This window comes from Segatella copri (assembly GCF_026015625.1).
GTDB classification, from domain to species: Bacteria; Bacteroidota; Bacteroidia; order Bacteroidales; family Bacteroidaceae; genus Prevotella; species Prevotella copri_H.
Genome location: NZ_JAPDVG010000001.1, coordinates 483,736 through 509,548 on the forward strand (window position 1 = coordinate 483,736; position 25,813 = coordinate 509,548).

Below are 25,813 nucleotides of genomic sequence, written 5' to 3' on the forward strand. Positions count from 1 at the left end.
CGTCAGATGCAAGATTTTTTGTATTTTTGCAGATGAAAACATGAAATATTTGAAGATATCGTTAAAAAAATCTTGTGATATGAGACAAAAAATGAGATATTTCCTGCTGCTCGTTGGGCTTCTGCTCAGTGTCAGCATTGGCGCGCAGACTGTAAAATGGCGCGACATTTACACGGTTAAGAAGAAAGATACCATCTTTGGTATCGCCAACAAATATGGATTGAGCCTTCCTGAACTGATGGATGCCAATCCGGAGATGAAGCGTGAGGGATACATGCTGCAGAAGGGAGCTACGCTCTTTATTCCATACACCAAAGACCAGAAGAATCCTAATCAGGTGAACGGTCAGAAGTCGGGGAATGGGGCAACGGTTCAGAAAACTGCTACAGCTCCGGCAACCTCAAAGGCTGCTGTTGCCAGAAATGCGGTAAAGGTAGGCGTGATGTTACCTTTGCATAATGTTGATGGCGACGGCAAGCGAATGGTGGAGTATTACCGCGGTTTGCTGCTGGCTTGCGAAACCCTGAAGCAGCAGGGCGCCGATATCGATGTGCATGCCTGGAACGTTCCTATTGATGCTGATATCCGGAATACACTCTTGCAGGAGGGTGCTAACCAATGTGACATCATCTTTGGTCCACTTTATACCAAGCAGGTGGCTCCGCTGACCAACTTCTGCAAGACCTACGGCATCAAAATGGTGATTCCGTTCTCTATCAGCGGAGATGATGTAGAAAGAAACAAAGAGATTTTCCAGGTTTATCAGAGCGATGATGCGCTGAATGATGCGACCATCAAGGCATTCCTGAGCCGATTTACCAATGTGCATCCTATCTTTGTAGACTGCAATGATTCTACTTCGAGAAAGGGCAACTTTACGTTCGGTCTGCGCAAGGAACTGGAACGCAGGAAAATCAATTATAGCATCACCAATGTGAATTCAAGTATCGATCAGTTTGCCAAGGCTTTCATGCCTTCCAAGCAGAATGTGATTATCCTGAATACGGGACGTTCGCCACAGTTGACTCAGGTATTGAACAAACTCGACGAATTTGATGCGAAGTATCCGGGTGCAGCTATTTCGCTCTTCGGCTATACTGAATGGCTGATGTATGCCAAGTATAATCTGGAAAGATTCTATAAGTATGATACTTATATCCCTTCCACCTTCTATTATAACCCGAACTCAGCACAGACCAAGGCGCTTGAGAGCCGTTATGAGCGATGGTTCCATCAGCCTATGATGGTGGCACAGCCAAGATTCGCCATCACCGGTTTCGATCACGGAATGTATCTGATTCAGGGCGTCAAGAGATATGGCAAGAACTTTACAGGTGAGCGCCAGCAGATGACTTACCAGCCTGTGCAGACTCCACTCCGTTTCGAGAAGACCAGTAGAGGAGGATACAAGAACAAGAGTTTCCAGTTGATTCACTATACCTTTAATCATCAGATAGAGGCGGTGAAGTACTAGTTTATAGTTTACAATTTATAGTTTACAATTTATAGTTGATAATGAATAGAAATATTGGGCTGCTGATTCTGATGCTCATCTTCGGAATTCCAGTTTCGGCACAGATAGGGGAGCATCGTAATGATTTCGCCATCGGTTTTAATGGGGGCTATATGATGAGTAGCGTAGGATTCACACCCGAGGTACAGCAGAAACAGCACGGTGGACTGACGGGCGGTTTCTCGATGAGATATACCTGTGAGAAATATTTCAAGACCATCTGTTCTATCTATGCCGAGGTAAACTATTCGCAGGCAGGATGGGAAGAGGATATCCTGGATATGGAGAATAATCCGGTGATTATCACCGAAACCAAAGAGGCGATGGCTTACAAGCGTACCATCAACTATATTCAGGTGCCAATCTTTGCGCATCTGGCATGGGGTAGGGAGACAAGAGGACTGAATATCTTCGTGAATGCCGGTCCGCAGTTTGGTCTCTATCTGAGTGATTCGCAGAAGACCAACTTCTCGGTAGAGCACATGCCGGCAACCGACAATAACCGTGTAAGTCCGGTGGTGGCTCAGGATACGATGGCAGTCAAGAACAAGCTCGATTATGGTATCGCCCTGGGTCTGGGTGCTGAATACAGTATTCCGAAGGTGGGGCATTTCCTTGCCGAAGCCCGATACTACTATGGTCTGGGAAATATCTACGGTGCTTCTAAGCGTGATTATTTCGGAAAGAGTAACTACGGACAGATTGTTCTGAAACTCTCTTATCTCTTTGATATCACCAGAACGAAGAACGTGAAACGGAAATAGATGATAATTAATAATTGATAATAAATAATGATAACGGGTTTATCATTTATGTTTTGAAAAAAAATGAGTACAACAGAAAAAATGCAGATGAAATTGAGCGACTCTAAGTCAGCTCGCTGGACCGCCCTCCTCATCGTGAGTATCACGATGATGTTCGGTTACTTTTTTACAGATGTGATGTCTCCACTGGAGCCTCTCTTGACAGCAGCCAAGGGAGCAGAGAATGGTCTCGGACTCGGATGGAATTCGGATGAGTACGGCTTCTTCTCTGGAGCTTACGGATACTTCAATGTGTTCCTCCTGCTTCTCTTCTTCGGTGGTCTTATCCTCGATAAGTTTGGCATCCGTTTCACTGGTATCCTTTCTACCGTCCTGATGTTTGGTGGAGCCTTGTTGAAGTGGTATGCTTTAGGTCATGAGTTTGACGGAATGGTTGCTGTACCATTCTTCGGTACTTATAGTACACAGGTAGTGATAGCTGCACTTGGCTTTGCCTTCTATGGTGTAGGATGCGAGATATGCGGTATCACAGTGAGCAAGGTTATCGTGAAGTGGTTTACGGGCCATGAGTTGGCTCTGGCAATGGGTGTACAGGTAGCTACGGCTCGTTTGGGAACTGCTGCAGCTCTGAGTGCTTCTCTTCCTTTTGCCAAGGCGATGGGCGGTGTTTCTGCTTCTGTTGCTTTAGGTGCAGTATTGCTTTGCGCTGGTGTACTGGTTTATCTGGTTTATTGTGTGATGGACAAGAAGGAGGATGCTTCTGCAGCAGCTGTAGCTACAGAACCGGAAGAAGGTTTCAAGTTTTCAGACTTGGGCGGTTTGTTCAAGACAACAGGTTTCTGGTATGTGGCATTCCTTTGCCTGATGTTCTATGCCGGTGTATTCCCATTCCTGAAGTTTGCCACCAAACTGATGATTTTCAAGTATGGTGTGGATGCTAATTTGGCAGGCCTGATTCCTGCGATGTTGCCTTTCGGTACCATCTTCCTCACACCGCTCTTCGGTAGTATATACGATAAGTATGGCAAGGGTGCTACGCTGATGATTATCGGCAGTTGCCTCCTGACCTTTGTGCACGTCATGTTTGCCCTGCCAATCAACTCATGGGTGCTTGCCATCGTGCTGATGCTCATCCTGGGCATCGCATTTGGACTGGTACCATCAGCCATGTGGCCATCTGTGCCAAAGATTATCCCAATGAAACTCTTAGGAACTGCATACGCCCTTATCTTCTATATCCAGAACATCGGACTAGCTCTCATTCCAGTATGGATTGGAAAGGTGAACCAGGCTAACACGGGTACTGATGGTGTTATCGACTATACCCAGACGATGACTATCTTTGCAGCCTTCGGTGTGATTGCTATTATCATCTCTTTCCTCCTCTTGTTTGAAGATAAGAGAAAGGGATATGGATTGCAGAAGCCTAATGTGAAATAAGTGAAGAGTGAAAGTATAATTTTTAAAAGAAAGGAAATAACCATGAATGCGACACCTGAATCATTGATTAAGGACTATGCTGACCCGATAGAGCAGCAGGAGATTGACAAGTTTGTATGTTCTGAGATGGGCAGACAGATACACCGGTATATCAAGGGTATGTCGGGTACCAAGCAAGCTATGTTGAAATTTGAGGAAAGGCTAGCCAGCCTCTCTGTACCAGAGAAGGAGAAGGCGATAGCCAAGTATATTGATCTGAACAGAAAAGCATTGGATGGTCTTGACTTGAAGATGATTCTGGTCCGTTCGGTAGCCAACTATTGTGACACCTTCCAGTATATGCTGGATTTTGTCAACGATAAGCGCAAGATGGTTTTCTATTACCAGCGCATCAAGGCGAAATACATTCAATATCATGAAGTATTTGAGCAGGATGGAAAGTTCGGTATGAAAGATCATCAAGGCAACATCTTACTCTCGCCAACTTATGATTTCTTGCGCACCTGCTACATTTATAATGATGACTTGAGCATCATGCCGGTAATAGCTGAGAAGAATGGCAAGATGGGACTGGTAATGCCGGATGGTAACGATACGGTAGTGGCGGATTTCCTTTACGACGAAATTTGCTTGCGTGATGAATATCCTTACTTCGAAGCATCCCGTGAAGGTACCAGTGGCTTTATTGATAAGTTTGGAAACTTTGTTAATAGTTAATAGTTAACAGTTTATAGTTAATAGAGAAAGGACAATCAGATTGGGATGAACCAACTGATTGCCCCTTTTTACTTTCGTTGCTATGAGCAACTTGGTTTTATCTATTTTTCTCTCGTCTTCAAAACCTAGTGAAGAAAAGCAAAAGAATTCTTCACTCTTCACTTAACTTATCCCAAGTACTTCATCAAGATTTTGATCTTACCGCTATCACGGAGCTTGATGATACTCTTTTCGCGAATCTGGCGAACACGCTCACGGGTAAGGTTGAACTCGCTGCCGATTTCCTCCAAACCCTTCTCGTGGCAACCGATACCATAGCAGTAGCACAGAATCTTGCGTTCACGGTCTTTCAATACAGAGTTGAGAACGCGGTCAAGCTCGCTCGCCATAGACTCGAAGTCAACACCCTTGTCGGTACGGCTGTCATCACCCGAAGCCATCACGTCGACCATCGCATTGTCATCATCATCGCTACCGAATGGAGCATCGATACTCATGTGGTGATTATCTGCCTTGATAGTCTGGTCGATTTTGCTTTCTTCCATCTTTGTGATTTGAGCGAGCTCAGCAACAGAAGGTTTGCGCTGGTTCTCCTGCTCAAACTTACTGATTTCTGCACTAATCTTACTCAATGCACCTACCTGGTTCAAAGGCAGGCGAACGATACGGCTCTGCTCGGCAATAGCCTGCAGGATGCTCTGACGAATCCACCATACGGCGTATGAGATAAACTTAAAGCCGCGGGTCTCGTCAAACTTTTCAGCAGCCTTTACCAAACCGATGTTACCCTCGTCGATGAGGTCGGTAAGAGAAAGACCTTGGTGCTGATATTGCTTAGCAACAGATACAACGAAACGAAGGTTTGCTTTTACCAATTTCTCCTTGGCACGTTCTCCCTCACGACCGCCTTTGCGAATCTTCTGGGCAAGTTCGATTTCTTCATCGATAGAGACCATAGGCTCTCTACCAATCTCCACCAAGTACTTGTCGAGTGCTTCACTGGAACGGTTGGTTATACTCTTACTAATCTTAAGTTGTCTCATAAATATCCTTTTACCTTTCTATTTAGAATTTTTTGAAGTATTTTTGTGTATCCCGAAACCTCCTCATGGTTTCGGGGTGCAAAGGTACGAAAAAAAATGCAATTACGTTGTAATATAAACGGATTTTTTTAATCTGATTTGTCTGTTTTTTAGAATTTTAGCCGGTTCCTAGTAGAAAAATGCTATGTGAAGTGCGCTTTTTGGTGCAATAAGTTTGAAATATGGAATAATTTATGTATCTTTGCACAAAAATTGCGAGAAAAGAATAACTAAATAATAAAATAACAACAAAACAAAAAATTATGTTTGAGAATCAACCAAAAGGTCTGTGGGCCTTAGCTTTGGCAAACACGGGTGAGCGTTTCGGCTATTACACCATGCTTGCTGTATTCTTGCTTTATTTGCAGGCCAACTTCGGTTTTGAAACCGGATTGGCAAGTACTATTTACTCTACATTCCTGATGATGGTTTATTTCCTTCCTATCATCGGTGGTATCGCAGCCGACAAGTTTGGCTTTGGACGTATGGTTACAACAGGTATCTTCATCATGTTCATCGGCTATCTTGTTCTCTCACTTCCTCTTGGCAAGGACACCGTTGCCATTGCTGCCATGGGCATTTCACTTATCCTCATCGCTTTGGGTACTGGCTTGTTCAAAGGTAATCTGCAGGTGATGGTAGGCCGTCTCTACGACGAGCCACAGTATGCCAGCAACCGTGATTCCGGTTTCTCGCTCTTCTATATGGCTATCAACATCGGTGCTATGTTTGCTCCTACTGCTGCCATCAAGATTATGAAGTGGGCGCAGGAGAGCCTGAGCGTGTCGGTGGAAGATTCATACCACTTCGCATTCGCCGTGGCTTGTGCTTCACTGATTTTCAGTATCGCTATCTATTATGCCTTCAGCTTTACATACAAGCATGTTCTTGCTTCAGAGACCAAGAGTAAGGATGATAAGACTTCTGCTAAGGAGACAAATGAACTTTCTAAGGCTGAGACCAAGGAGCGCATCATCTGCCTCTGTCTCGTATTCGCTGTGGTTATCTTCTTCTGGATGGCTTTCCATCAGAACGGTAATACATTGACACTCTTTGCCCGCGATTATACACAGAAGACTTCAGAGGGTCTGCAGTCAATGGCGTTCGATGTTACCAACCTCGTAGCCTGCATCTTCGTGGTTTACGGTTGTTTCGGTCTGGCACAGAGCAAGACTGGCAAGGGTAAGGGCATCTCTCTTGGCGTCATCGTTGCTGCCATCGCTTTCCTCTTCTACAAGTACAGCAACCTTGAAGGTGCCGTAGATGTTGAGGCTCCTATCTTCCAGCAGTTCAACCCATGCTATGTAGTGGCATTGACACCAGTGAGCGTTGCTTTGTTCTCATGGCTTCACAAGATTGGCAAGGAGCCTACATCGCCAGAGAAGATTGGCTTGGGTATGCTCGTTGCAGCTCTCGGTTTTGTATGGATGGCTGTAGGTTCTATGGGTTTGGAGCTTCCTTTGACACAGGGCGATCCTGCTACAGAGGGTACACGTGTAAGTGCTAACCTCCTCATCTCTACATACCTCATCCTTACATTCGCAGAGCTTCTGCTTTCTCCAATCGGTATTTCATTTGTATCGAAGGTAGCTCCTCCAAAGTATGCTGGTTTGATGATGGGTCTCTGGTTTGGTGCAACAGCCATCGGTAACCAGTTGGTTATGATTCCTGGCATCATGTGGGGGCAGAACTTCAACCTCATTGCCATCTGGGGTGTTCTCGCAGGTATTTGTCTGGTTTCAGCTCTCTTCATCTTCTCTATCATCAAGAAGTTGAATCGCGTAAGCTAAATCTTAGAATTATAATATATAAAAAAGGCTTGCTTCATTTTTCGAAGCAAGCCTTTTTATATGTTATTTCTTCAACCACTTGTCTAACCAGCCGAAGAAGGTGCGCTGCCAGAGCACGCCGTTCTGTGGCTTCAATACCCAGTGGTTCTCATCAGGATAGATGAGGAGCTCGGCTGGAATGCCACGCATGCGGGCTGCATTGAAGGCGCCCATGCCCTGGTTGGCATTGATACGGTAATCCTTTTCGCCGTGGATGCAGAGGATTGGAGTATCCCACTTGTCTACAAACTTATGAGGACTGTTCTCGTAAGTCTTCTTGGCGTTGGCACTCTGGTCCTTGTTCCAGTAAGCATCCTCGTATTCCCAGTTAGAGAACCAAGCCTCCTCTGTATCGGTGTACATGCTCTCCAGGTTGAAAGCACCATCGTGAGAGAGGAATGCCTTGAAACGCTTGTTGTGATGACCGGCGAGATAGTATACTGAGAAACCACCGAAGCTGGCACCTACACAACCCAGACGATCCTTGTCTACGTAAGGAAGATTGTTGGCAGCATCATCAATAGCTGAAAGATAATCGTTCATGCACTGGCCTGTCCAGTCGCCAGAAATCTCTTCGTTCCATGCGCTTCCGAAACCAGGGAGACCGCGGCGGTTTGGCAATACGACTACATAGCCGTTGGCTGCCATGATCTGGATGTTCCAGCGGTAGCTCCAGAACTGGCTTACCGGACTCTGAGGACCACCCTCGCAGAAGAGAAGGGTAGGATACTTCTTGTTGGCATCGAAATTAGATGGCAACATGATCCATACCAGCATCTGCTTGCCGTCGGTAGTCTTTACCCAGCGCTGCTCACACTTACCCAGATTCAACTGGTTCAGAATATGGTCGTTCTCGCGGGTAATCTGCTCTACCTTGGTACTCTTGGCATCCTTGCCTGGAGTTACGATGTAGATATCAGTAGGATGACTCATGCTAGCCTTGGTAGCAAGAAGCTTGTTGCCGTTGTTGGCAAGCGAGATGCTTCCGTAGTCAGCCCACTCGTTGGTAATCTGCTTCACTTCGCCCTTGAAGTTAGCCTGATAGAGGTTCAGGGTTCCGTGCCATACACCGATGAAGCTGAGGCTCTTGTTGTCCTTGTTCCATACGAAGCCCTCTACGTTAGAGTCGAACTTCTCTGATACATAGTTCTTCTTGCCGGTAGCGAGTTCGTAAACACAGAGGCGGTTGCGGTCGCTCTCGTAGCCATCGCGAGCCATGCTCTGCCAAGCGATGTACTTGCCGTCAGCAGAGAACTGAGGGTTCACGTCGTAACCCGGATTGTTCTTCAGATTCTCAGGAGCGTTGACAGCCTGGTTCTTCATGCTCTTGGTAGCATCAATCTTAGGCTCTACATAGCCAGCCTCCTTGCAGAGGTTCTTTGTCTCGCGCGTACCTATATTATATAGGTAGATATCAGAGTCGGTAGAGATGGCATACTGAACGCCCTCCTTCTTACGGCAGGTATAGGCGATGGTCTTGGAATCCGGACTCCATGCCAGCTGCTCGATACCACCGAATGGAGCCATAGGGCACTCGAATGGTTCATCCTTCAGGATGTCTTCGCCGGCATTGATGGTACCGTCTTCAGCCACATCAGCCACGAAAGGATGGAGAAGGCTCTCTACGTAGTGGTCCCAGTGGCGATAGTTCATATCAGTTACGAGACGGCCGGTAGCCAATGGAAGATCAGAAGGATTCTTCTTGATGGTTCCGTGGTAAGGGAGTTCCTTGATGAGAATCACCTTCTTGCCGTCAGGAGAGAAGCGGAAGCCCTGGATGCCCAACTTGTCGTTGGTGAGCTGCTTTCTGCCTGTACCGTCAGGGTTCATGCTCCAGAGCTGTCCGTCGCGGATGAAGGCAATCTTCTGTCCGCCCTGAATCCAGGCAGCATCTGTTTCGCTCTTTGCATCCGTGGTCAATGCCTTCTGGTTCTTGCCGTTGGCATCCATGATGAAGAGCATCTGATGACCCTTGTTCTCCTTTACACTGTAGTAACCCACCTGGTACACAACCTGCTTGCCGTTAGGCGAAGCTTCGGCGCCACCGATACGTCCCATTGCCCAGAGAGCCTCAGGAGTCATCAGGTGGTTTTCTACCTTGATGTCATTTTTCTGAATCATAGTCTGTGCATCAGCTGCTGTGCCCATCGTGAGAGCCGCAGCAGCTAAAATCATAGCTTTAATCATGTTTCTAATTTTACTGTTATAATGTTGCTTTGTTGTTATGTATCCTATTTGTCTTAAATCTGATCCAAAGCCTGCTTGATATCATCGAGGATGTCTTCTACATCTTCGATACCTACAGAGAGGCGAATCAGATCTGGCGCAACACCTGCTTCCTTCAGCTGCTCTTCGCTGAGCTGGCGATGGGTGTGACTGGCTGGATGGAGCACACAGGTGCGGGCATCGGCTACATGGGTTACGATGTTGATCATGTCGAGAGAATCCATAAACTTGATGGCTGTCTCGCGGTCTCCCTTCAATCCGAAGGCAATAACACCGCAGGTGCCGTTTGGCATATACTTCTGGGCAAGCGCATGATACTCATCGCCCTCCAGACCGCTATAATGAACCCAAGCCACACGCTCATCGTTCTGCAGGAACTCTGCCACCTTCTGTGCATTTGCACAATGTTGGCGCATACGGAGGTGGAGACTCTGAAGACCGAGGTTGAGGATGAACGAATTCATTGGGGCAGGGATGCTGCCGAGATCGCGCATCAGCTGAGCTACGAGTTTGGTGGTGTAACCCATCTTGCCGAAAGCCTTCACATAGGTCAGACCATGGTAGCTGTCATCCGGTGTGCAGAGACCTGGGAACTTATCAGCATGAGCCATCCAGTCGAAGTTGCCGCTGTCTACTACAACGCCACCTACCTGTGAAGCGGTACCATCCATATACTTGGTGGTACTGTGGGTAACGATGTCGGCACCCCATTCGAATGGGCGGCAGTTGATAGGCGTAGCGAAGGTGTTGTCAACGATGAGAGGCACCCCATTCTTGTGAGCAATGCGTGCAAACTTCTCGATGTCGAGTACTGCGCAGCCCGGGTTGCTGATGGTTTCGCCGAAAACAACCTTGGTGTTAGGGCGGAAAGCCTTCTGGATTTCTTCTTCGCTATCGTTCGGATTCACGAAAGTACACTCAATGCCGAGTTTCTTCAGGGTTACGCCGAAGAGATTGAAGGTACCACCATAAATCTCATTAGATGTAACGATATGGTCGCCCGCTTCGCAGATGTTGAATACTGCATAGAAGTTGGCAGCCTGACCGCTGCTGGTTAATACGGCTCCCACGCCACCTTCGAGTTCGGCAATCTTCTTAGCCACAACATCGTTGGTAGGGTTCTGGAGACGGGTATAGAAGTAGCCTTCCTTCTTCAGGTCGAAGAGCATAGCCATCTCCTCAGAGTTGTCATACTTGAAAGTAGTGCTTTGATAAATTGGCACTTCAATCGGTTCGCCGTTCTTTGGCTCATAGCCTCCCTGCACGCAGATAGAGGCGGTACGTAAATTCTTTTTCATTTGTCGGTTATGTTTTCTTTTAAACTTCATGTTTTTGCGATATGACATGTTATGCTGCCCATTGCAAGATGCAAAGATACGGCAAATCCTTGAGAATTAAGAATAATTTGCGTAAAACATTGTTCTATAGCCAGTTTTTTTTGTACTTTTGCAGTCAAATTTGCAAAATAATAGCGATATAGTTTTATTTAAAGTAGTATGAAGATAGGTTTTGATAACGAGAAGTATCTGAAGATTCAGTCAGAACACATCAAGGAGAGAATCTCACAGTTTGACGGAAAGCTTTACCTCGAATTGGGCGGTAAACTTTTTGACGATCATCATGCCAGCAGAGTTTTGCCGGGTTTCCAGCCTGACAGCAAACTGCGCATGTTCCAGAAAATCAGCGATAGCATCGAGATTGTTATCGTGATTAGTGCAGCCGATATAGAGAAGAACAAGAAGCGTGCCGACTTGGGCATTACATACGATGAGGACGTGTTGCGCCTTCGTGGTGAGTTCCAAAACCGTGGTTTCATGGTGGGTTCTGTTGTCATCACTCATTATAATGGCCAGCCTGCCGCCATCGCCTTCAAACAGCGTCTGGAGCGCGAGGGCATCAAGACTTACTGCCATTATCTCATCGAGGGCTATCCTCATAACGTGAGTCTGATTGCCTCTGACGAGGGCTTCGGTCAGAACGATTATGTTGAAACAGAGCGTCCGCTGGTTATTGTTACTGCGCCGGGTCCTGGTAGCGGTAAGATGGCGGTTTGCCTGAGTCAGCTTTATAATGAGAACAAGCGTGGTGTGCATGCCGGCTATGCCAAGTTTGAGACATTCCCTGTGTGGAATCTCCCATTGAAGCATCCTGTGAACATCGCATACGAGGCTGCTACTGCCGATCTGAACGATGTGAATATGATTGACCCGTTCCATCTGGAGGCTTACAACAAGATAGCCATCAACTATAACCGTGATGTAGAGATTTATCCTGTGCTCAATGCGCTGTTCGAGGGTATCTATGGTAGCAATCCATACAAGTCGCCTACGGATATGGGTGTGAACATGGTAGGTTTCTGTATCTCTGATGATGAGGCTTGCTGCGAGGCATCCAAGAATGAGATTGTCCGCCGTTACTATGCGGCTACCAACAAGTTGGCGGCTGGTGCTTGCAATGAAGATGAGATCAATAAGATTCAGATGCTCTTCAATCAGGCTAAGATTACTACTGATTACCGCAAGGTGACGGTAGCTGCCAAGAATCATAAGAAGGAGACGGGTCATACCTCTTCTGCCATTGAGTTGGAGGATGGTACCATTATCTGCGGTCATAGCAGCGAGTTGCTGGGCTGTAGTGCCGCCTTGCTCCTGAATGTTACCAAGCAGTTGGCAGGCATCGACCATGAATTGAAGCTGATTCCTCAGTCGATGATTGAGCCTATCCAGCATACCAAGGTGAATTATCTCGGTGGTCACAATCCTCGTCTTCATACGGATGAGGTTTTGGTAGCTCTTTCTGTTCTTTCAGAGAATGATGAGAACTGCAAGAAGGCATTGGAGCAGTTGCCTAAGCTTCGCGGATGTCAGGCTCATTGCACCGTGATGCTGAGTGATGTAGACCAGAAAATCTTCAAGAAGCTCGGTGTGGATATCACCTGCGAGCCGGTATTGAAGAAGTAAATTTGGGTTGGATACTATTGAAGAAGCAAATTTGCTTTAAACAATATACCCTCGAAAAGTTATAGTTAATCTCGTAGATTGATTAATTATACCTTTTCGGGGGTGTTTGTTTTTATTTTATACAGAAACATTATCTTAATGCCATAACTCTGCTGAGAATCAGTTTCTTGTATTCCTTCTTCATGCTGTCTGGCAGGAAGGAGGCTTCTATCAGGTCGAGCCATTTCACGATGGATCGGCGGAACTTTTTGGCGATGTTGTTGATTACCTTGTCGCTGAGGCCCGAGGCGGTCATTACCTTGACGAAATCAGATTTCTGAATCTTTCTCTTTCTTCCGTTGAGCGTCAGGGCGAGTTCCTCGGTATCTTCTGGCATCACAATCTTCGTGCAGAGGAGGTCGTAGGCTGGAGTTAAGCCATAACCCAACTTGCGGTTGTTGTAGAGCGAGAAGTTCTTGAGGTGCATGTCAGCGTTGCCCGTAATCCATGAGAAGATGACCACTTCCCAATAGTTCACGAGGTCGAGCTGCGAGAACGATGAATACTTCTTGATGAGTCTGGCTATCTGCTCGTAGGAACCTTTATATTTGTATTCGGTAAGGCGCTCTGACAGCTGACACATATCTTCCATCGGTACCTTTTGTCCATCATCCAGTCGGTCTATTCTCCGGGTGATATAACAGAGTTCACCATCGGCAAAGCGAATCAGTCCGTGGGGAACCACAGCTATCTTGGCGGCTTCGGCGAGATGCATCGTGAGGTCTTCTATTTCCGGTAGACAGCGGTAGCGGTCGGTTTGTGGCTTGAGGATATATTTTCCCCAAAGACCTACGATGGTGAAACGGGATGGTTCGTTCTTTCCGCCCGGATTTACATCGAGCGAGAGCTTCGCCTGCACACCGGTGAGGGTGGTCTGGGCACGCACTACCTGTTTTGCCAGGTCGCCAATTTCCTTTCTAACGTAGGGTAGGACAGGGGCTTCCTTGGTGCCGAAGAGCTTGCGTGCGCAGGCGGGATGGTAATCTACCTGACCAGGTTTGAGCGGTTTATAACAATATAGACATTTCTCCATATCTTATTCTCCTTTCTGTTTTTGGGATGAACCATTCGTTTCTTCTGCTGGAGATTCGTTTGTAGGAATCACGCTTACTGCTCCGATGCAATCCTTGCAGCAGGCAAGGAGGAGCGACATTCTGTCGCGCTGGTTGATTTTCCAACTGCTTTCTGCAATGTTCAGCAGCCAGCCTTCGGGGATTAATCCATCGAAGAATGGGAACAGTACGGTATCGTGGTAGGGCTCATCGGATAAGGGAAGCGTCAGACTTACGGCTTCCGCACCATCCGATGCCAGATAATCTGAATCATAGGCGAAGGTAAAGCCTGTCTCGTCTTCCGTCAGCAGACCTACGTATTGGTCGTAGAGATATATTTTTCCTTGTTTCATGATATTTTATTTTTATTCTTTTTTGATAGGAACGGGGCCTATTTCCTGACCGAACAGGAGGAGGACCTGATTTACTTTATCGAGTCGCAATGTTTCCTTTCCCTGTTCCAGTTCTCTTACGAATCTGAGTCCTACGCCCGATTTCGCTGCCAGATCTACTTGCGTCAATCCGAATTGCTTGCGCATTTCCTTGACGTATGATGATAATGTATTGCTCATATTCTTCTTGTTTTATACCCTATCGGGTAATATTATATATGGGACAACATTATATTATACCCTTTCGGGGGCAAATATACGAATAAAAAATGAAAATACCACCGAAAAGGTATAATTTATAATATCATTTAACAAATTATACCTTTTCGGGGACAAAAAAAGCGTAATGAACCCCTTTTTCAGGTAATCCATTACGCTTTCATTTTTATCTGGTAATCTTTATTTTCCGAGATTATTTTTCTTCTCGTTCAGTTCTGCCTGCTTGCGCATCATCTCTTCCTGCTGCTTGCGCTGCATCTCCTGGAGAGCCTGCATTCTTGCCATCAGGCCGCTTGCCTTCTTAGGGTTGTTCTTGTTCTCCTGATAGCGCTTCTCAAGGATGGCGAGGAGTTTCTCGTCGTCGGTAGTCTTGCGCAGGGTCCACATGATAGCGGCGCTGAAGAACAATGAGATGAAGTAGTAGAAGTTCAGACCGGCTGAGTAGTCATTGAACATGAAGAAGAACATCAATGGCATGAGATACATCATCCACTGCATCATCTTCATCTGCTCTGCCTGCTGACCTACCATCTGGTCGCGCTGCTGACGCATGGTCATCCAAGAGTACAACAGGTTGGCTACACAGAACAGGATACAGGTCAAACTCAAGTGGTCGCCAATCAGCCAGATGTTGGTGTTCCATTCGAAGATTGGGTCGAAGGTACTCAAGTCGTTCATCCACAGGAACTTCTCACCACGAAGCTGGATGGCATTAGGCACGAAGTTGAACATCGCAACCCAAACCGGCATCTGAATCAGCATAGGCAAGCAACCGGATAATGGGCTTACACCATACTTGGCATATTCCGCCATCATTGCCTGCTGCTTCTGCATCTGGTCCTCAGGCTTGTTATACTGAGCTGTAGCAGCTTCGAGTTTTGGTTTCAGTACGCGCATCTTGGCTGAACTCATGTAGCTCTTCTTTACCATAGGGTAGGTGATGAGCTTGAGGAGCAAGGTGATGAGAATCAATACGATACCCATTGGGAACACGTTGCTCAACCAGTCGAATACGTAGAGTGTGAAGAAACGGTTGATCCAGCGGATGATAGGCCATCCCAGATATACGAGCTTCTGGAATTCCAAGTCCTTGCCAAAGGTACTTTCCTTCTCGGTATTCTTCAGAATCTGGAAGTCGTTAGGACCGAAGTAGAACTCAAACTCAGATGCCTTCTTACCGGTTGGGTCGAAAGCTGTCTTCATCTTAGCCTGGAACTGCTTCAGATAGCCCGAACCCTTCTCCTGAGGGATAGAGGTCATGAAGGCATCCTTCTCGAAGTTATCCTTTGCTACGATGATGGCAGAGAAGAACTGGTTCTTGAACGATACCCAGTCGATGGTTTCTTCTATCTTCTCGTCAATCTTCTCGCTACCCTCGTTGAGGTGGTCGGTACCGCCTTCTGCATTATGGTAGGTGAGGGTAGTGTAACGGTTTTCGAACATGAAACCACGTTCCTGCTGGCGTGCCTTGTCGCTCCAGTCAACATCCATCTTATTATAATTAGGTGAGAACAGACCCGCCATGCCATTTGCCTGAAGGCTCATGTGCAGCATGTAGTCATTGCCCAATGTATAAGTCAGGGTGAGCGTCTTGCCTTCACCAGCCACAGCGGTCATGGTTACAGACTTGTCGGTCACGTTGGATGGAGTGAAGTAGAGATCGCTGGTGATGATGTTGGCTTCCTTAGCCTCGAGCATGAACTTGAGGCTCTGGTCGTTACCGTCGAAGAGGGTTACGTCCTTGGCATCAGCCGAACCGTCTTTCACCTGCAGGTTGTGTCCCACATAGCCCTTGATGACAGCCTTCTCTACAGTAGCACCCTTGGTGTTGAGTGTTAATTCTACCTTCTCGTTTTTCAATACAATCTTCTTAGCCTGGCCTTTGAGTGCCGAATAGAAGAGGGCGGTTGAGTCTGCCTCAACCTTTGCTTTGGCATCAGCCTGGCGCTTAACAGCGGCAGCCTTGCTGGCCTTTTCCATCTCGGCATGTTTAGCCTTGGCGATGGAGTCCTGAACGAATGCCGTTCTCTGTTCTTCGGCAGATGGCTGGTTATACCAGCTAAAGCCAATCAGCACTACGGCAATCAGGAGGAAACCGATAATGTTGTTCTTGTTCATTTTTAAAATTTGAAATTAAAGGAGTAAAGGGGATCACTCCTTTAACTCCTAATATTTACTTTTTGTTTTCTATTGCTGTCTTTACGAAATCCATGAAAAGTGGATGTGGTTTCAGCACCGTACTCTGGTATTCAGGATGATACTGTGTACCTACGTACCACTTCATGCCTGGGATTTCTACGATTTCTACCAGGTCGCTCTCAGGGTTTCTGCCTACGCACATCATGCCGTTCTTCTCGAATTCCTGCTGGAACTCGTTGTTGAACTCATAGCGGTGGCGATGGCGTTCCTGAATATGCTCCTTCTTGTAGATATTGAACACGCGTGAACCCTGTTTCAGTACACACTCGTAAGCGCCGAGACGCATGGTTCCACCCATGTTTGATATGTTCTTCTGCTCCTCCATGATGTCGATGACATTGTGTGGAGTCTTCTCGTCCATCTCGCGTGAGTTGGCATCCTTGTAGCCCAATACGTTGCGGGCAAACTCGATGACCATCATCTGCATACCCAGGCAGATGCCGAAGGTAGGGATGTCGTGGGTGCGGGTATAGTGGGCGGCGATAATCTTGCCCTCGATGCCTCGCTGGCCGAAGCCTGGGCAGATGACGATACCGTCCTGTCCCTTCAGCTGTTCTGCCACGTTCTCTTCTGTGAGATATTCTGAATTGATGAAGGTAATCTTCACCTTGTGGTCGTTGTAGGTACCGGCATGCGAGAGACTCTCGCGGATACTCTTGTATGCATCCTGCAGGTCGTACTTGCCTACGAGACCGATGTTTACCACCTCTGTAGCCTTGTTTCTGCGGTCGAGGAAAGTTCTCCAAGGACCCAGCGCTGGTGTCTCGCCGATAGGCTCGCCCATCTTGCGGAGGATGGCGGTGTCGAGGCCCTGGTTCTGCATGTTTACAGGCACCTCGTAGATGCTAGGAAGGTCTTCGCTCTGAATCACGCAGTCCAAGTCTACGTTACAGAAGCTGGCTACCTTCTTCATGATTCCCTCTTCGAGATGTTTCTCGGTGCGGAGAATCAGGATATCAGGCTGAATACCTACGCTCTGCAGTTCCTTCACGGAGTGCTGGGTAGGCTTTGTCTTCAACTCGCCTGCTGCCTTCAGATAAGGCACATAGGTAAGGTGAACGTTGATGGCGTTCTTGCCCAGCTCCCATTTCAGCTGTCGGATAGCTTCCATGTATGGGGCACTCTCGATGTCGCCGATAGTTCCGCCAATCTCGGTAATCACGAAGTCATAGTGATACTTCTTGCCGAGCAACTTCACGTTGCGCTTGATCTCGTCGGTGATGTGAGGCACCACCTGGATGGTTTTGCCGAGATAATCGCCACGACGCTCCTTGTCGATGACTGCCTTGTAGATACGACCAGTGGTGAGAGAATTCGCTTTTGTAGTTTGAATGCCGGTGAATCGCTCGTAGTGTCCGAGGTCGAGGTCGGTCTCCATACCATCTACCGTTACGTAGCACTCACCATGCTCATACGGGTTCAGCGTACCCGGGTCGATGTTGATGTATGGGTCAAACTTTTGGATAGTAATGTTGTAACCTCTTGCTTGAAGAAGTTTACCGATGGATGAAGATATGATTCCTTTACCCAAAGAAGAAACCACACCACCAGTTACGAAGATGTACTTTGTTTCAGCCACGATATTTATAATTTAAATTAGAATAATTTGGCTGCAAAGTTACGACATTTTTGTGAAATGAGCAAAAATATTCCTAATAAAGGGCATAGATTTATGAATTATTTATTACCTTTGTGCCCAAATTTATAAAATTAAGGTATGAAAATAAAATTTGGATTACTCGTTCTTGCGTTCCTTTCGGTTCTGACACCTGTTTCTGCCCAGCGCAAATTGAAGAAGGTGGAGCCCGAAGAGGCATCGAAGAACAGGTTGGCTGAAATCTATGCTGACTCGCTCTTGATGTGCCGTCAGCGCATCGATTCCATGAAGATGGATTCCGGGGATAGCAGATATGCCCAGCTCTTTACGCCGCTCACCTTCTATCATGGGCCGGCAGCCCGCATGTTGCGACTCAAGCCTCAGGATGGGGTGAAGGATTCGCTCGGAACGATGCTCGACCAGACGCTGATGGAGGTATATCTCAAGCGTCCCGACCTGGTGCGCAATACTGAGTCTCATCTCAAGGATGTGGGAGCACCGCTGGCTGCGCAGAGCAAACCGAAGAAGAATCATCCTGATATCGTAGAGCAGGTGGCTCCGAAGGCGATTGAGGTGGATGCGGCGCCGATGGATATCGTCATCACCCGTCCTAACTTCTGGACCATAGGTGGCGATTATTATCTGCAGTTCCTGCAAAACTATGTTTCTGACAACTGGTATAAGGGTGGTGAGAGCAATTATTCGGTGCTCGGAAGAGTGACGATGTTTGCCAACTACAATAACAAGCAGAAGGTGAAATGGGATAATAAGGTGGAGATGCGCCTGGGTTATCAGACTTCGAAGGGTGATACGGTTCATACGCTGAAAACGAGCGATGATATGATACGATACACCGGAAAACTCGGTCTGCAGGCTTCCAGGAAGTGGTATTATACCATCCAGCTGATTGGCCAGACTCAGTTTACGCATGGTTACAAGAGTAATGACAAGACGGTTTATTCCGATTTCTTCTCGCCATTCAATCTGAACCTCTCTGTCGGTATGGATTATAATGTAGACTGGTTCAATCACCGCCTGAAGGGTAGTGCCCATCTGGCTCCTCTGGCTTTCAACTGGAAGTATGTGGGCAGAGCGTCGCTGGCTACGCGGTACGGACTGGATGAGGGGAAGCATGGCATGACCGATTACGGTTCTGAGTGTACCTTCGACCTGTCGTGGCAGATAGCGGATAATATCAAGTGGAAGACCCGTCTCTGGGGATACACCACTTACAAGCGTGCTGAAATAGAGTGGGAAAACACCATTACCTTCCAGTTTAACCGCTATATTTCTACCAACATCTTCCTCTATCCGCGTTTCGACGATGGTGTGAAGCGCAAGGATGATGATAGCTATTGGCAGTTTAAGGAATTCATGTCAGTAGGTTTCTCTTATTCGTTCTAGGATAAGGTGTTGGCAGTAAACACAATAAAGGCTCGTTCCTGTTGAGGAGCGAGCCTTTGTTGTATCTGTTAGAATCGGAAGCAAACCTCGGCATCTGCCATGGAGTAATTATGCTTCGCGAGTGTCTTGTCATTGATGAGCGCATACTCGGTAAAGATAGAGATTCGCTTGCCGATGTGGAAGTTCAAACCTGCCTCATACTGGGTCCTCTGCATGTTGCTCTTGCCGTTAGGCTGATACATGTCGTAACGTGTCTTGATGTCGATTCGGCTGTTCTTTGGGAGTTGTGCCAGAGGAGCGATAACCAATCCATATACACCCTGTGCCTTGTCGCCGATTTTTGCATTCAGATTGCAGTCCTTGGCGTTGGCATCGTTGAAGTTGGTGATGCTCTTGGCAAAAGCCTTGCCAGTAGAGTGGATATACTCAGAACGTACGGTCCAGCCGTCTTTCTTATATTCGAAAGAGAAGGCGTAGCGGTTCTGGTTCAGGCTGCGGGTACCGCTGAAAGTCTCTTTTACAGGTTTTCCATCCTTGTCAAGAACGGAATTTCCAGCAGCATCTTTTTCGTAGATGATGTTTCCCTGTTCATCATCGTTCCATGTTCCCTTTCTTGCATAAGAACCGGTCCATCCGAAGGCACCGATGCGCATGCCGCTTACAGGCATTACCCATACACCACCAATCACATTCTTCTGCTGGTCAACGTCCTTGGTATTGGTTCCCTGTCCGTTGAATACACCAATCTGATAGTGCAGCAGGTTTCTGCCGTTGGCATTCTTGAGGAAATCGCCCTGGAACTGAAGACCGATGTCACGGCCGTTGGATGCATGTTCTCCGGCACGGTCGCTGAAACCGGCCAGCTTGCTCACGTTCTGTGAATATCCCATGAAGCCCTGGTCGATAGGGTGCATCGGATTCTCAAAGGTGAACGGGTTCTTGAACTGACCGATCTTCACCTTGAAGTATTCATATTTCTGCCATTCTGCAAACAGATCCACCATTCTCGGACTGGAACCGAGGGTAGAGGTGTTGCCGTTGAACTGAATCTGAGTCTTCCAGTAGAAGTCGCCTGCTATGCGACCTTCGAGAGAGATACGCGCCATACGGATGTTGAATGAGTTGGATTCAGCATCTTTCTGTCCGCTGTACTGATACTGGGTCATTCCATACCCCGACAATTTCACGTTGCTCAACCATGATGGTATTTCGATGGTCTGCTTCTGCTGGGCGCTGGCTGAGACCGAAACTGCAGCCATGAGCGCCATGATGATGGTTTTCTTCATCTTGTTTCTATTTTGATTTCTAGGTTTATCTCTTTTCGAGCAATACCACGTTCTCTACGTGAGGGGTATGAGGGAACATATCCACCGGCTGTACGGCAGCTACCTTATACTCCGCATCCATCAGCTGCAGGTCGCGAGCCTGGGTTGCCGGGTTGCAGCTTACGTATACGATGCGCTTTGGTGCTGCATTCAGGATGACGTTTATTACGTCTGGGTGCATTCCGGCACGTGGTGGGTCGGTGATGATGACGTCAGGTCGACCGTGCTGTGCGATGAAATCGTTGGTCAGGATATCCTTCATGTCGCCTGCATAGAAGAGGGTGTTCTCGATGTTGTTCACCTGAGAATTCACCTTGGCATCCTCTATGGCCTCTGGCACGTACTCGATACCGATTACCTTTTTTGCCTTGTGAGCCACGAAGTTGGCGATGGTTCCGGTGCCGGTATAGAGGTCGTAAACCAGCTCATCTCCGGTAAGGTTGGCAAACTCGCGGGCCACGCAGTAGAGGTGGTAAGCCTGCTCGGTATTGGTCTGGTAGAAACTCTTCGGACCCACCTTGAACTTCAGGTCTTCCATCAGTTCGTAGATATGGTCGTTGCCCTTGAAGAGGCTGAGTTCCAGGTCGTTGATGGTATCGTTTCCCTTCTGGTTGTCTACATACATGAGCGATGTTATCTGAGGGAACTTGTCAGCCACCTGCTGCATCAGCTCCAATGCTCTCTGCTCATCGCCCTCCTCATCGTAGTGGAACTGGAAGACGAGCATCCACTCTCCGGTGTTCGAATTGCGGATCATCATGTTGCGGAGCAAACCGTGCTGCTCACGGAGATCGTAGAAGGTATAGTTGTGAGAATCAGCATATTCGAATACGAAGTTGCGGATCTCGTTGCAGAGGTCATCCATCAGCCAGCACTTCCTGATAGGATAAATCTTGTCGAAGGCTCCGGTGATATGGAAACCGATGGCGTTCTGGGCGTGGCGCTCCTTGAGCGATGTTACGGTATCATCCTCTTTCTGAGGGAGCTGAGCCAGTTCCTCGGCGGTGAACCATCGCTTGTTGCTGCATCCGAACTCTATCTTGTTGCGGTACTCCTGAGTCTTCACGCTGCCCATGATAGGGCGGAACTCAGGGAGTTCAATCTTTCCGATGCGAGTGAGCTGGTCTTCCACCTGTTTCTGCTTTGCCTTGATCTGCTCCTCGTAAGGCAGGTTCTGCCATTTGCATCCGCCGCAGATGCCGAAGTGCTCGCACATAGGCTCCTGTCGCACCTCGCTCTTCTTGATGAAGCGAACCACCTTGGCTTCGCAATACTTATGTTTCTTCTTTACTACCTGCAAGTCGACAACATCTCCTGGCACACAGAAAGGTACGAAGATGACCTGTTCATCTACGCGTGTGATGCACTTACCCTCGGCTGCTACTGCCTCGATGGTGATGTTCTCTAACAGAGGTAATGGTTTACGTTTTCTTGCCATAATAATGTTTTGTATTTTTTTATGGGTGCAAAGATACTGCAATTTTATGAGAAATGCAAGAGTTGTCCCAAATTATTTGCGAGTAAAGATAAAAAGGCGATTAAAGGTAAAAAAGTAAAAAGGCGTTTAAAGGTAAAAAGGTAAAAAAGTAAAAAGATTATCAGGCGATAACAAAAGTAACAGAAGTAACAGGTAATATTCGGTGGTTGTAAAGGGATGAAATGTGAATGTGAATGTGAATTTGAAATGTAAGTGAAGAAAACGGACTGTCATGTGTATCCTTTTGTCGAGGCTGTTTATTGATGATTTTTGATAGTATATATTACAATTGTACGTACGCGCGTACCTTATTATATTGGAATTAAATGATATTATATCATTACATGCATTCTTTTTTCTTCACTTACATTTCAAATTCACATTCACATTCACATTTTTACATCAGAAGTCACCTGTTACTTTTGTTACTTTTGTTATCGCCTCACAATCCTTTTACCTTTAAATTGCGTCCCGACGCAGCCGTTTCTACGTCGCGACGTGTCTGGCGCTGCGTCGGGACGTAGCCATCGCTACGTCGTGACGCAGTTTCAGATGCATCGGCAGGGAGGTAAAAAACATCAGAATGCAGGCTGCAATCCCGAGAGACGCACTTTCAGATTCGTCAAATATCTTTCTATCGTATTCGGGATTGTTAATTTTCTGCCCGTGTGTGCGTCAACAGTATAAAATGTAATCTCGGGATAGCAAAAAAGCGTATAAAAGTTTGGTAGTATCAAATAAAAATCGTATCTTTGCATTACAATTAATAATTAACAACGTTAAACGGAATAAAATATTATACCTATAACAATTATGAACGAAAAAAGAGTTTATACATTCGGAAACGGAAAAGCAGAAGGCAATGCCCAAATGCGAGAAGTACTTGGTGGTAAAGGCGCAAACCTTGCCGAAATGAACCTGATTGGTGTACCTGTTCCTCCAGGTTTCACCATTACAACAGACACTTGTAATGAATATTATGAAGTGGGTGAGGAAAAAATCAAAGAACTTCTTCAGGACGAAGTGAAGGCTGCTGTGGCTCATACTGAGGCATTGATGAACAGCAAGTTCGGTTCTGTAGAGAATCCACTCCTCGTATCAGTACGCTCAGGTGCTCGTGCATCTATGCCTGGTATGATGGATACCATCCTCAACCTCGGTTTGAATGACGAAGTAGCTGAGGGATTGGTCAAGAAGACCGGTAACCCTCATTTCGTATACGATTCATATCGCCGTTTCGTACAGATGTACGGTGACGTCGTTATGGGATTGAAGCCTGTAAACAAGGAAGATATCGACCCATTTGAGGCTATCATCGAAAAGGTGAAGGAAGAGCAGGGCGTTACACTTGACAAGGACCTCTCTGTAGAGTCGCTCAAGAAGCTCGTTGAACTCTTCAAGGCTGCCATCAAGGAGCAGACCGGTCAGGATTTCCCTACCAACCCAATCGATCAGCTCTGGGGCGCTATCTGCGCTGTATTCCGTTCTTGGATGAACGAGCGTGCTATCCTCTACCGCAAGATGGAAGGTATTCCTGATGAGTGGGGTACTGCCGTATCTGTCATGGCGATGGTCTTCGGTAACATGGGCGATACATCTGCTACAGGTGTTTGCTTCTCACGTGACGCTGGTAATGGTGAGAATCTCTTCAATGGTGAGTATCTTATCAATGCACAGGGTGAGGACGTGGTAGCCGGTATCCGTACTCCACAGCAGATTACAAAGATTGGTTCTCAGCGCTGGGCTGAGCGTGTAGGTATCTCTGAAGAGGAGCGTGCTGCCAAGTATCCTTCTATGGAAGAGGCTATGCCTGAACTTTATAAGGAACTCGACGCGCTGCAGGATAAGCTGGAGCACCACTATCACGATATGCAGGATATGGAGTTCACCGTACAGGAAGGCAAACTCTGGTTCCTCCAGACTCGTAATGGTAAGCGTACAGGTACAGCTATGGTGAAGATTGCCATGGATCTCCTCCACGAGGGTATGATTGATGAGAAGACTGCTATCCTGCGCTGTGAGCCTCAGAAACTTGATGAACTTTTGCATCCTGTATTCGATAAGCTGGCTCTCTCTAAGGCTAAGGTCATCACACAGGGTCTCCCTGCATCTCCAGGTGCTGCCTGCGGTCAGATTGTATTCCACGCTGACGATGCTCAGGAGTGGCATGAGGACGGCAAGAAGGTCATCATGGTTCGTATCGAGACTTCTCCTGAAGACCTCGCTGGTATGTCGGCTGCCGAGGGTATCCTTACCGCTCGTGGTGGTATGACTTCTCACGCTGCCGTTGTAGCCCGTGGTATGGGTAAGTGCTGTGTATCAGGCGCCGGCTCTATCAACGTTGACTACAAGACTAAGACTGTAGAGATTGAAGGCGTTGTGTACAAGGAGGGTGATTACATCTCTCTGAACGGTACTACAGGTCAGGTTTACGCAGGACAGATTGAGACAAAGGCTGCAGAACTTTCAGGCGACTTCAAGGAGCTGATGGACCTCTGCGACAAATATACAAAGATGGAAATCCGTACCAATGCGGATACTCCACACGATGCTGAGGTAGCCCGTGCATTCGGTGCCAAGGGTATCGGTCTGACACGTACAGAGCACATGTTCTTCGATGATCAGAAGATTGTAGCTATGCGTGAGATGATTCTGGCAGCCTCTGTTGAGGGTCGTGAGAAGGCACTTGCCAAGCTCCTCCCATATCAGAAGGCTGACTTCTATGGAATTCTCAAGGCAATGGATGGCTGCCACGTGAACATCCGCTTGCTCGATCCACCTCTCCACGAGTTCGTACCTCACGATTTGGCTGGTCAGCAGACCATGGCTAAGGAGATGGGCGTAAGCGTAGAGGAAATCCAGAAGCGTGTAAACTCTCTGGCAGAGAACAACCCTATGCTCGGTCATCGCGGTTGCCGTCTCGGTATCACATTCCCAGAGATTACAGCCATGCAGACCCGTGCCATCCTCGGTGCAGCTTGCGAGTTGAAGAAGGAGGGTTACAACCCATGTCCTGAAATCATGGTTCCGCTCATCGGTACCGTTCAGGAGCTCAAGCAACAGAAGGCTATCATCCTCGCTACTTCTAAGGAGGTATTCGCTGAGTATGGCGTAGAGGTTGAGTTCGAGATTGGTACTATGATTGAGATTCCTCGTGCTGCCCTTACAGCAGGTCAGATTGCAGAGGAGGCTCAGTACTTCTCATTCGGTACTAACGACTTGACACAGATGACCTTCGGTTATTCTCGTGATGACATTGCTTCCTTCCTCCCTGCCTACATGGAGAAGAAGATCTTGAAGGTTGACCCATTCCAGGTTCTCGACCAGGAGGGTGTTGGTCAGCTCATCAAGATGGCTGTAGAGAATGGTCGTGCTACCCGTCCTAACCTGCGCACAGGTATCTGCGGTGAGCATGGTGGTGAGCCTTCATCTGTTAAGTTCTGCGCTAAGGTCGGTATGAACTATGCTTCATGCTCTCCATTCCGCGTGCCTATCGCCAGACTTGCTGCGGCGCAGGCTGCTGTAGAGGAGTAATTCTCTTCTGAAAAAAAGATTGTACGATTAATGATTAGATAATT

At 47.3% G+C, this 25,813-nt stretch carries 18 protein-coding genes; 8 read left to right on the forward strand and 10 right to left on the reverse strand.

Translation table 11 applies throughout. The annotated features are described in order from the left end of the window. Positions 1-79 precede the first annotated feature (79 nt). The 4 genes from ONT19_RS02150 to ONT19_RS02165 all read left to right on the forward strand — a co-directional run bounded on the left by ONT19_RS02150 (position 80) and on the right by ONT19_RS02165 (position 4,434). Positions 80-1,474, forward strand: a complete 1,395-nt coding sequence (locus ONT19_RS02150) for a PBP1 and LysM peptidoglycan-binding domain-containing protein (protein ID WP_264952401.1) — start codon at positions 80-82, stop codon at positions 1,472-1,474. 41 nt (positions 1,475-1,515) lie between these two features. Further along, a complete protein-coding gene (locus ONT19_RS02155; RefSeq protein ID WP_118190313.1) occupies positions 1,516-2,277 on the forward strand; it encodes a porin family protein in 762 nt (253 codons plus the stop codon). A gap of 63 nt (positions 2,278-2,340) precedes the next feature. After that, positions 2,341-3,717 carry an MFS transporter gene (locus ONT19_RS02160; protein WP_264952400.1) on the forward strand — a complete coding sequence of 459 codons (1,377 nt, stop codon included), beginning with the start codon at positions 2,341-2,343 and terminating at the stop codon, positions 3,715-3,717. A gap of 42 nt (positions 3,718-3,759) precedes the next feature. Continuing rightward, a complete protein-coding gene (locus tag ONT19_RS02165; protein ID WP_264952399.1) occupies positions 3,760-4,434 on the forward strand; it encodes a hypothetical protein in 675 nt (224 codons plus the stop codon). 167 nt (positions 4,435-4,601) lie between these two features. Here ONT19_RS02165 and ONT19_RS02170 read toward each other — a convergent pair whose 3' ends face one another. Continuing rightward, complete coding sequence (locus ONT19_RS02170) at positions 4,602-5,477, reverse strand: sigma-70 family RNA polymerase sigma factor (RefSeq protein WP_006847025.1); 876 nt, start codon at positions 5,475-5,477, stop codon at positions 4,602-4,604. A 302-nt stretch (positions 5,478-5,779) separates the two neighbouring features. Between ONT19_RS02170 and ONT19_RS02175 the strand changes: the two genes are divergently transcribed. Next, positions 5,780-7,306 carry a peptide MFS transporter gene (locus ONT19_RS02175; protein ID WP_264952398.1) on the forward strand — a complete coding sequence of 509 codons (1,527 nt, stop codon included), beginning with the start codon at positions 5,780-5,782 and terminating at the stop codon, positions 7,304-7,306. A 63-nt stretch (positions 7,307-7,369) separates the two neighbouring features. On the opposite strand, the gene ONT19_RS02180 is transcribed toward ONT19_RS02175, so the two are convergent. Further along, positions 7,370-9,532 (reverse strand): S9 family peptidase, encoded by a 2,163-nt coding sequence (locus tag ONT19_RS02180; protein ID WP_264952397.1) that lies wholly within the window; start codon positions 9,530-9,532, stop codon positions 7,370-7,372. A 53-nt stretch (positions 9,533-9,585) separates the two neighbouring features. Then, complete coding sequence (locus ONT19_RS02185) at positions 9,586-10,869, reverse strand: O-acetylhomoserine aminocarboxypropyltransferase/cysteine synthase family protein (RefSeq protein ID WP_022120665.1); 1,284 nt, start codon at positions 10,867-10,869, stop codon at positions 9,586-9,588. Between the two features lie 198 nt (positions 10,870-11,067). Between ONT19_RS02185 and ONT19_RS02190 the strand changes: the two genes are divergently transcribed. Continuing rightward, positions 11,068-12,531 (forward strand): DUF1846 domain-containing protein, encoded by a 1,464-nt coding sequence (locus ONT19_RS02190; RefSeq protein WP_264952396.1) that lies wholly within the window; start codon positions 11,068-11,070, stop codon positions 12,529-12,531. Positions 12,532-12,661: 130 nt separating this feature from the next. Here ONT19_RS02190 and ONT19_RS02195 read toward each other — a convergent pair whose 3' ends face one another. The 5 genes from ONT19_RS02195 to ONT19_RS02215 form a co-directional block, all read right to left on the reverse strand. Then, complete coding sequence (locus ONT19_RS02195; RefSeq protein ID WP_264952395.1) at positions 12,662-13,603, reverse strand: HipA domain-containing protein; 942 nt, start codon at positions 13,601-13,603, stop codon at positions 12,662-12,664. 3 nt (positions 13,604-13,606) lie between these two features. Next, positions 13,607-13,975 (reverse strand): HipA N-terminal domain-containing protein, encoded by a 369-nt coding sequence (locus ONT19_RS02200; RefSeq protein WP_118416100.1) that lies wholly within the window; start codon positions 13,973-13,975, stop codon positions 13,607-13,609. Between the two features lie 12 nt (positions 13,976-13,987). After that, positions 13,988-14,194 carry a helix-turn-helix transcriptional regulator gene (locus tag ONT19_RS02205; RefSeq protein WP_022111675.1) on the reverse strand — a complete coding sequence of 69 codons (207 nt, stop codon included), beginning with the start codon at positions 14,192-14,194 and terminating at the stop codon, positions 13,988-13,990. Positions 14,195-14,413: 219 nt separating this feature from the next. Next, entirely contained in the window at positions 14,414-16,351 is a 1,938-nt protein-coding gene (gene yidC / locus ONT19_RS02210) for a membrane protein insertase YidC (protein WP_203054961.1), read from the reverse strand. A gap of 55 nt (positions 16,352-16,406) precedes the next feature. Beyond that, positions 16,407-18,011 (reverse strand): CTP synthase, encoded by a 1,605-nt coding sequence (locus ONT19_RS02215; protein ID WP_117727054.1) that lies wholly within the window; start codon positions 18,009-18,011, stop codon positions 16,407-16,409. Positions 18,012-18,149: 138 nt separating this feature from the next. On the opposite strand from ONT19_RS02215, the gene ONT19_RS02220 reads away from it, so the two are divergent. Then, positions 18,150-19,433: a DUF3078 domain-containing protein gene (locus tag ONT19_RS02220; RefSeq protein ID WP_264952394.1), complete on the forward strand. Its 1,284-nt coding sequence runs from the start codon at positions 18,150-18,152 to the stop codon at positions 19,431-19,433. A 68-nt stretch (positions 19,434-19,501) separates the two neighbouring features. On the opposite strand, the gene ONT19_RS02225 is transcribed toward ONT19_RS02220, so the two are convergent. After that, entirely contained in the window at positions 19,502-20,719 is a 1,218-nt protein-coding gene (locus ONT19_RS02225; protein WP_264952393.1) for an OprO/OprP family phosphate-selective porin, read from the reverse strand. Between the two features lie 25 nt (positions 20,720-20,744). Further along, positions 20,745-22,196, reverse strand: coding sequence for a 23S rRNA (uracil(1939)-C(5))-methyltransferase RlmD (gene rlmD, locus ONT19_RS02230; protein ID WP_264952392.1), 1,452 nt, complete (start codon positions 22,194-22,196; stop codon positions 20,745-20,747). 852 nt (positions 22,197-23,048) lie between these two features. Here rlmD and ppdK point away from each other — a divergent pair. Further along, positions 23,049-25,769, forward strand: a complete 2,721-nt coding sequence (gene ppdK / locus ONT19_RS02235; protein ID WP_264952390.1) for a pyruvate, phosphate dikinase — start codon at positions 23,049-23,051, stop codon at positions 25,767-25,769. Positions 25,770-25,813: the final 44 nt, after the last annotated feature.

Bases quoted from the DNA above. Each gene is read 5' to 3' on its own strand.
- ONT19_RS02150 (WP_264952401.1), top strand. From the start codon at position 80: ATGAGACAAAAAATGAGATATTTCCTGCTGCTCGTTGGGCTTCTGCTC.
- ONT19_RS02155 (WP_118190313.1), top strand. From the start codon at position 1,516: ATGAATAGAAATATTGGGCTGCTGATTCTGATGCTCATCTTCGGAATT.
- ONT19_RS02160 (WP_264952400.1), top strand. From the start codon at position 2,341: ATGAGTACAACAGAAAAAATGCAGATGAAATTGAGCGACTCTAAGTCA.
- ONT19_RS02165 (WP_264952399.1), top strand. From the start codon at position 3,760: ATGAATGCGACACCTGAATCATTGATTAAGGACTATGCTGACCCGATA.
- ONT19_RS02170 (WP_006847025.1), bottom strand. From the start codon at position 5,477: ATGAGACAACTTAAGATTAGTAAGAGTATAACCAACCGTTCCAGTGAA.
- ONT19_RS02175 (WP_264952398.1), top strand. From the start codon at position 5,780: ATGTTTGAGAATCAACCAAAAGGTCTGTGGGCCTTAGCTTTGGCAAAC.
- ONT19_RS02180 (WP_264952397.1), bottom strand. From the start codon at position 9,532: ATGATTAAAGCTATGATTTTAGCTGCTGCGGCTCTCACGATGGGCACA.
- ONT19_RS02185 (WP_022120665.1), bottom strand. From the start codon at position 10,869: ATGAAAAAGAATTTACGTACCGCCTCTATCTGCGTGCAGGGAGGCTAT.
- ONT19_RS02190 (WP_264952396.1), top strand. From the start codon at position 11,068: ATGAAGATAGGTTTTGATAACGAGAAGTATCTGAAGATTCAGTCAGAA.
- ONT19_RS02195 (WP_264952395.1), bottom strand. From the start codon at position 13,603: ATGGAGAAATGTCTATATTGTTATAAACCGCTCAAACCTGGTCAGGTA.
- ONT19_RS02200 (WP_118416100.1), bottom strand. From the start codon at position 13,975: ATGAAACAAGGAAAAATATATCTCTACGACCAATACGTAGGTCTGCTG.
- ONT19_RS02205 (WP_022111675.1), bottom strand. From the start codon at position 14,194: ATGAGCAATACATTATCATCATACGTCAAGGAAATGCGCAAGCAATTC.
- yidC (WP_203054961.1), bottom strand. From the start codon at position 16,351: ATGAACAAGAACAACATTATCGGTTTCCTCCTGATTGCCGTAGTGCTG.
- ONT19_RS02220 (WP_264952394.1), top strand. From the start codon at position 18,150: ATGAAAATAAAATTTGGATTACTCGTTCTTGCGTTCCTTTCGGTTCTG.
- ONT19_RS02225 (WP_264952393.1), bottom strand. From the start codon at position 20,719: ATGAAGAAAACCATCATCATGGCGCTCATGGCTGCAGTTTCGGTCTCA.
- rlmD (WP_264952392.1), bottom strand. From the start codon at position 22,196: ATGGCAAGAAAACGTAAACCATTACCTCTGTTAGAGAACATCACCATC.
- ppdK (WP_264952390.1), top strand. From the start codon at position 23,049: ATGAACGAAAAAAGAGTTTATACATTCGGAAACGGAAAAGCAGAAGGC.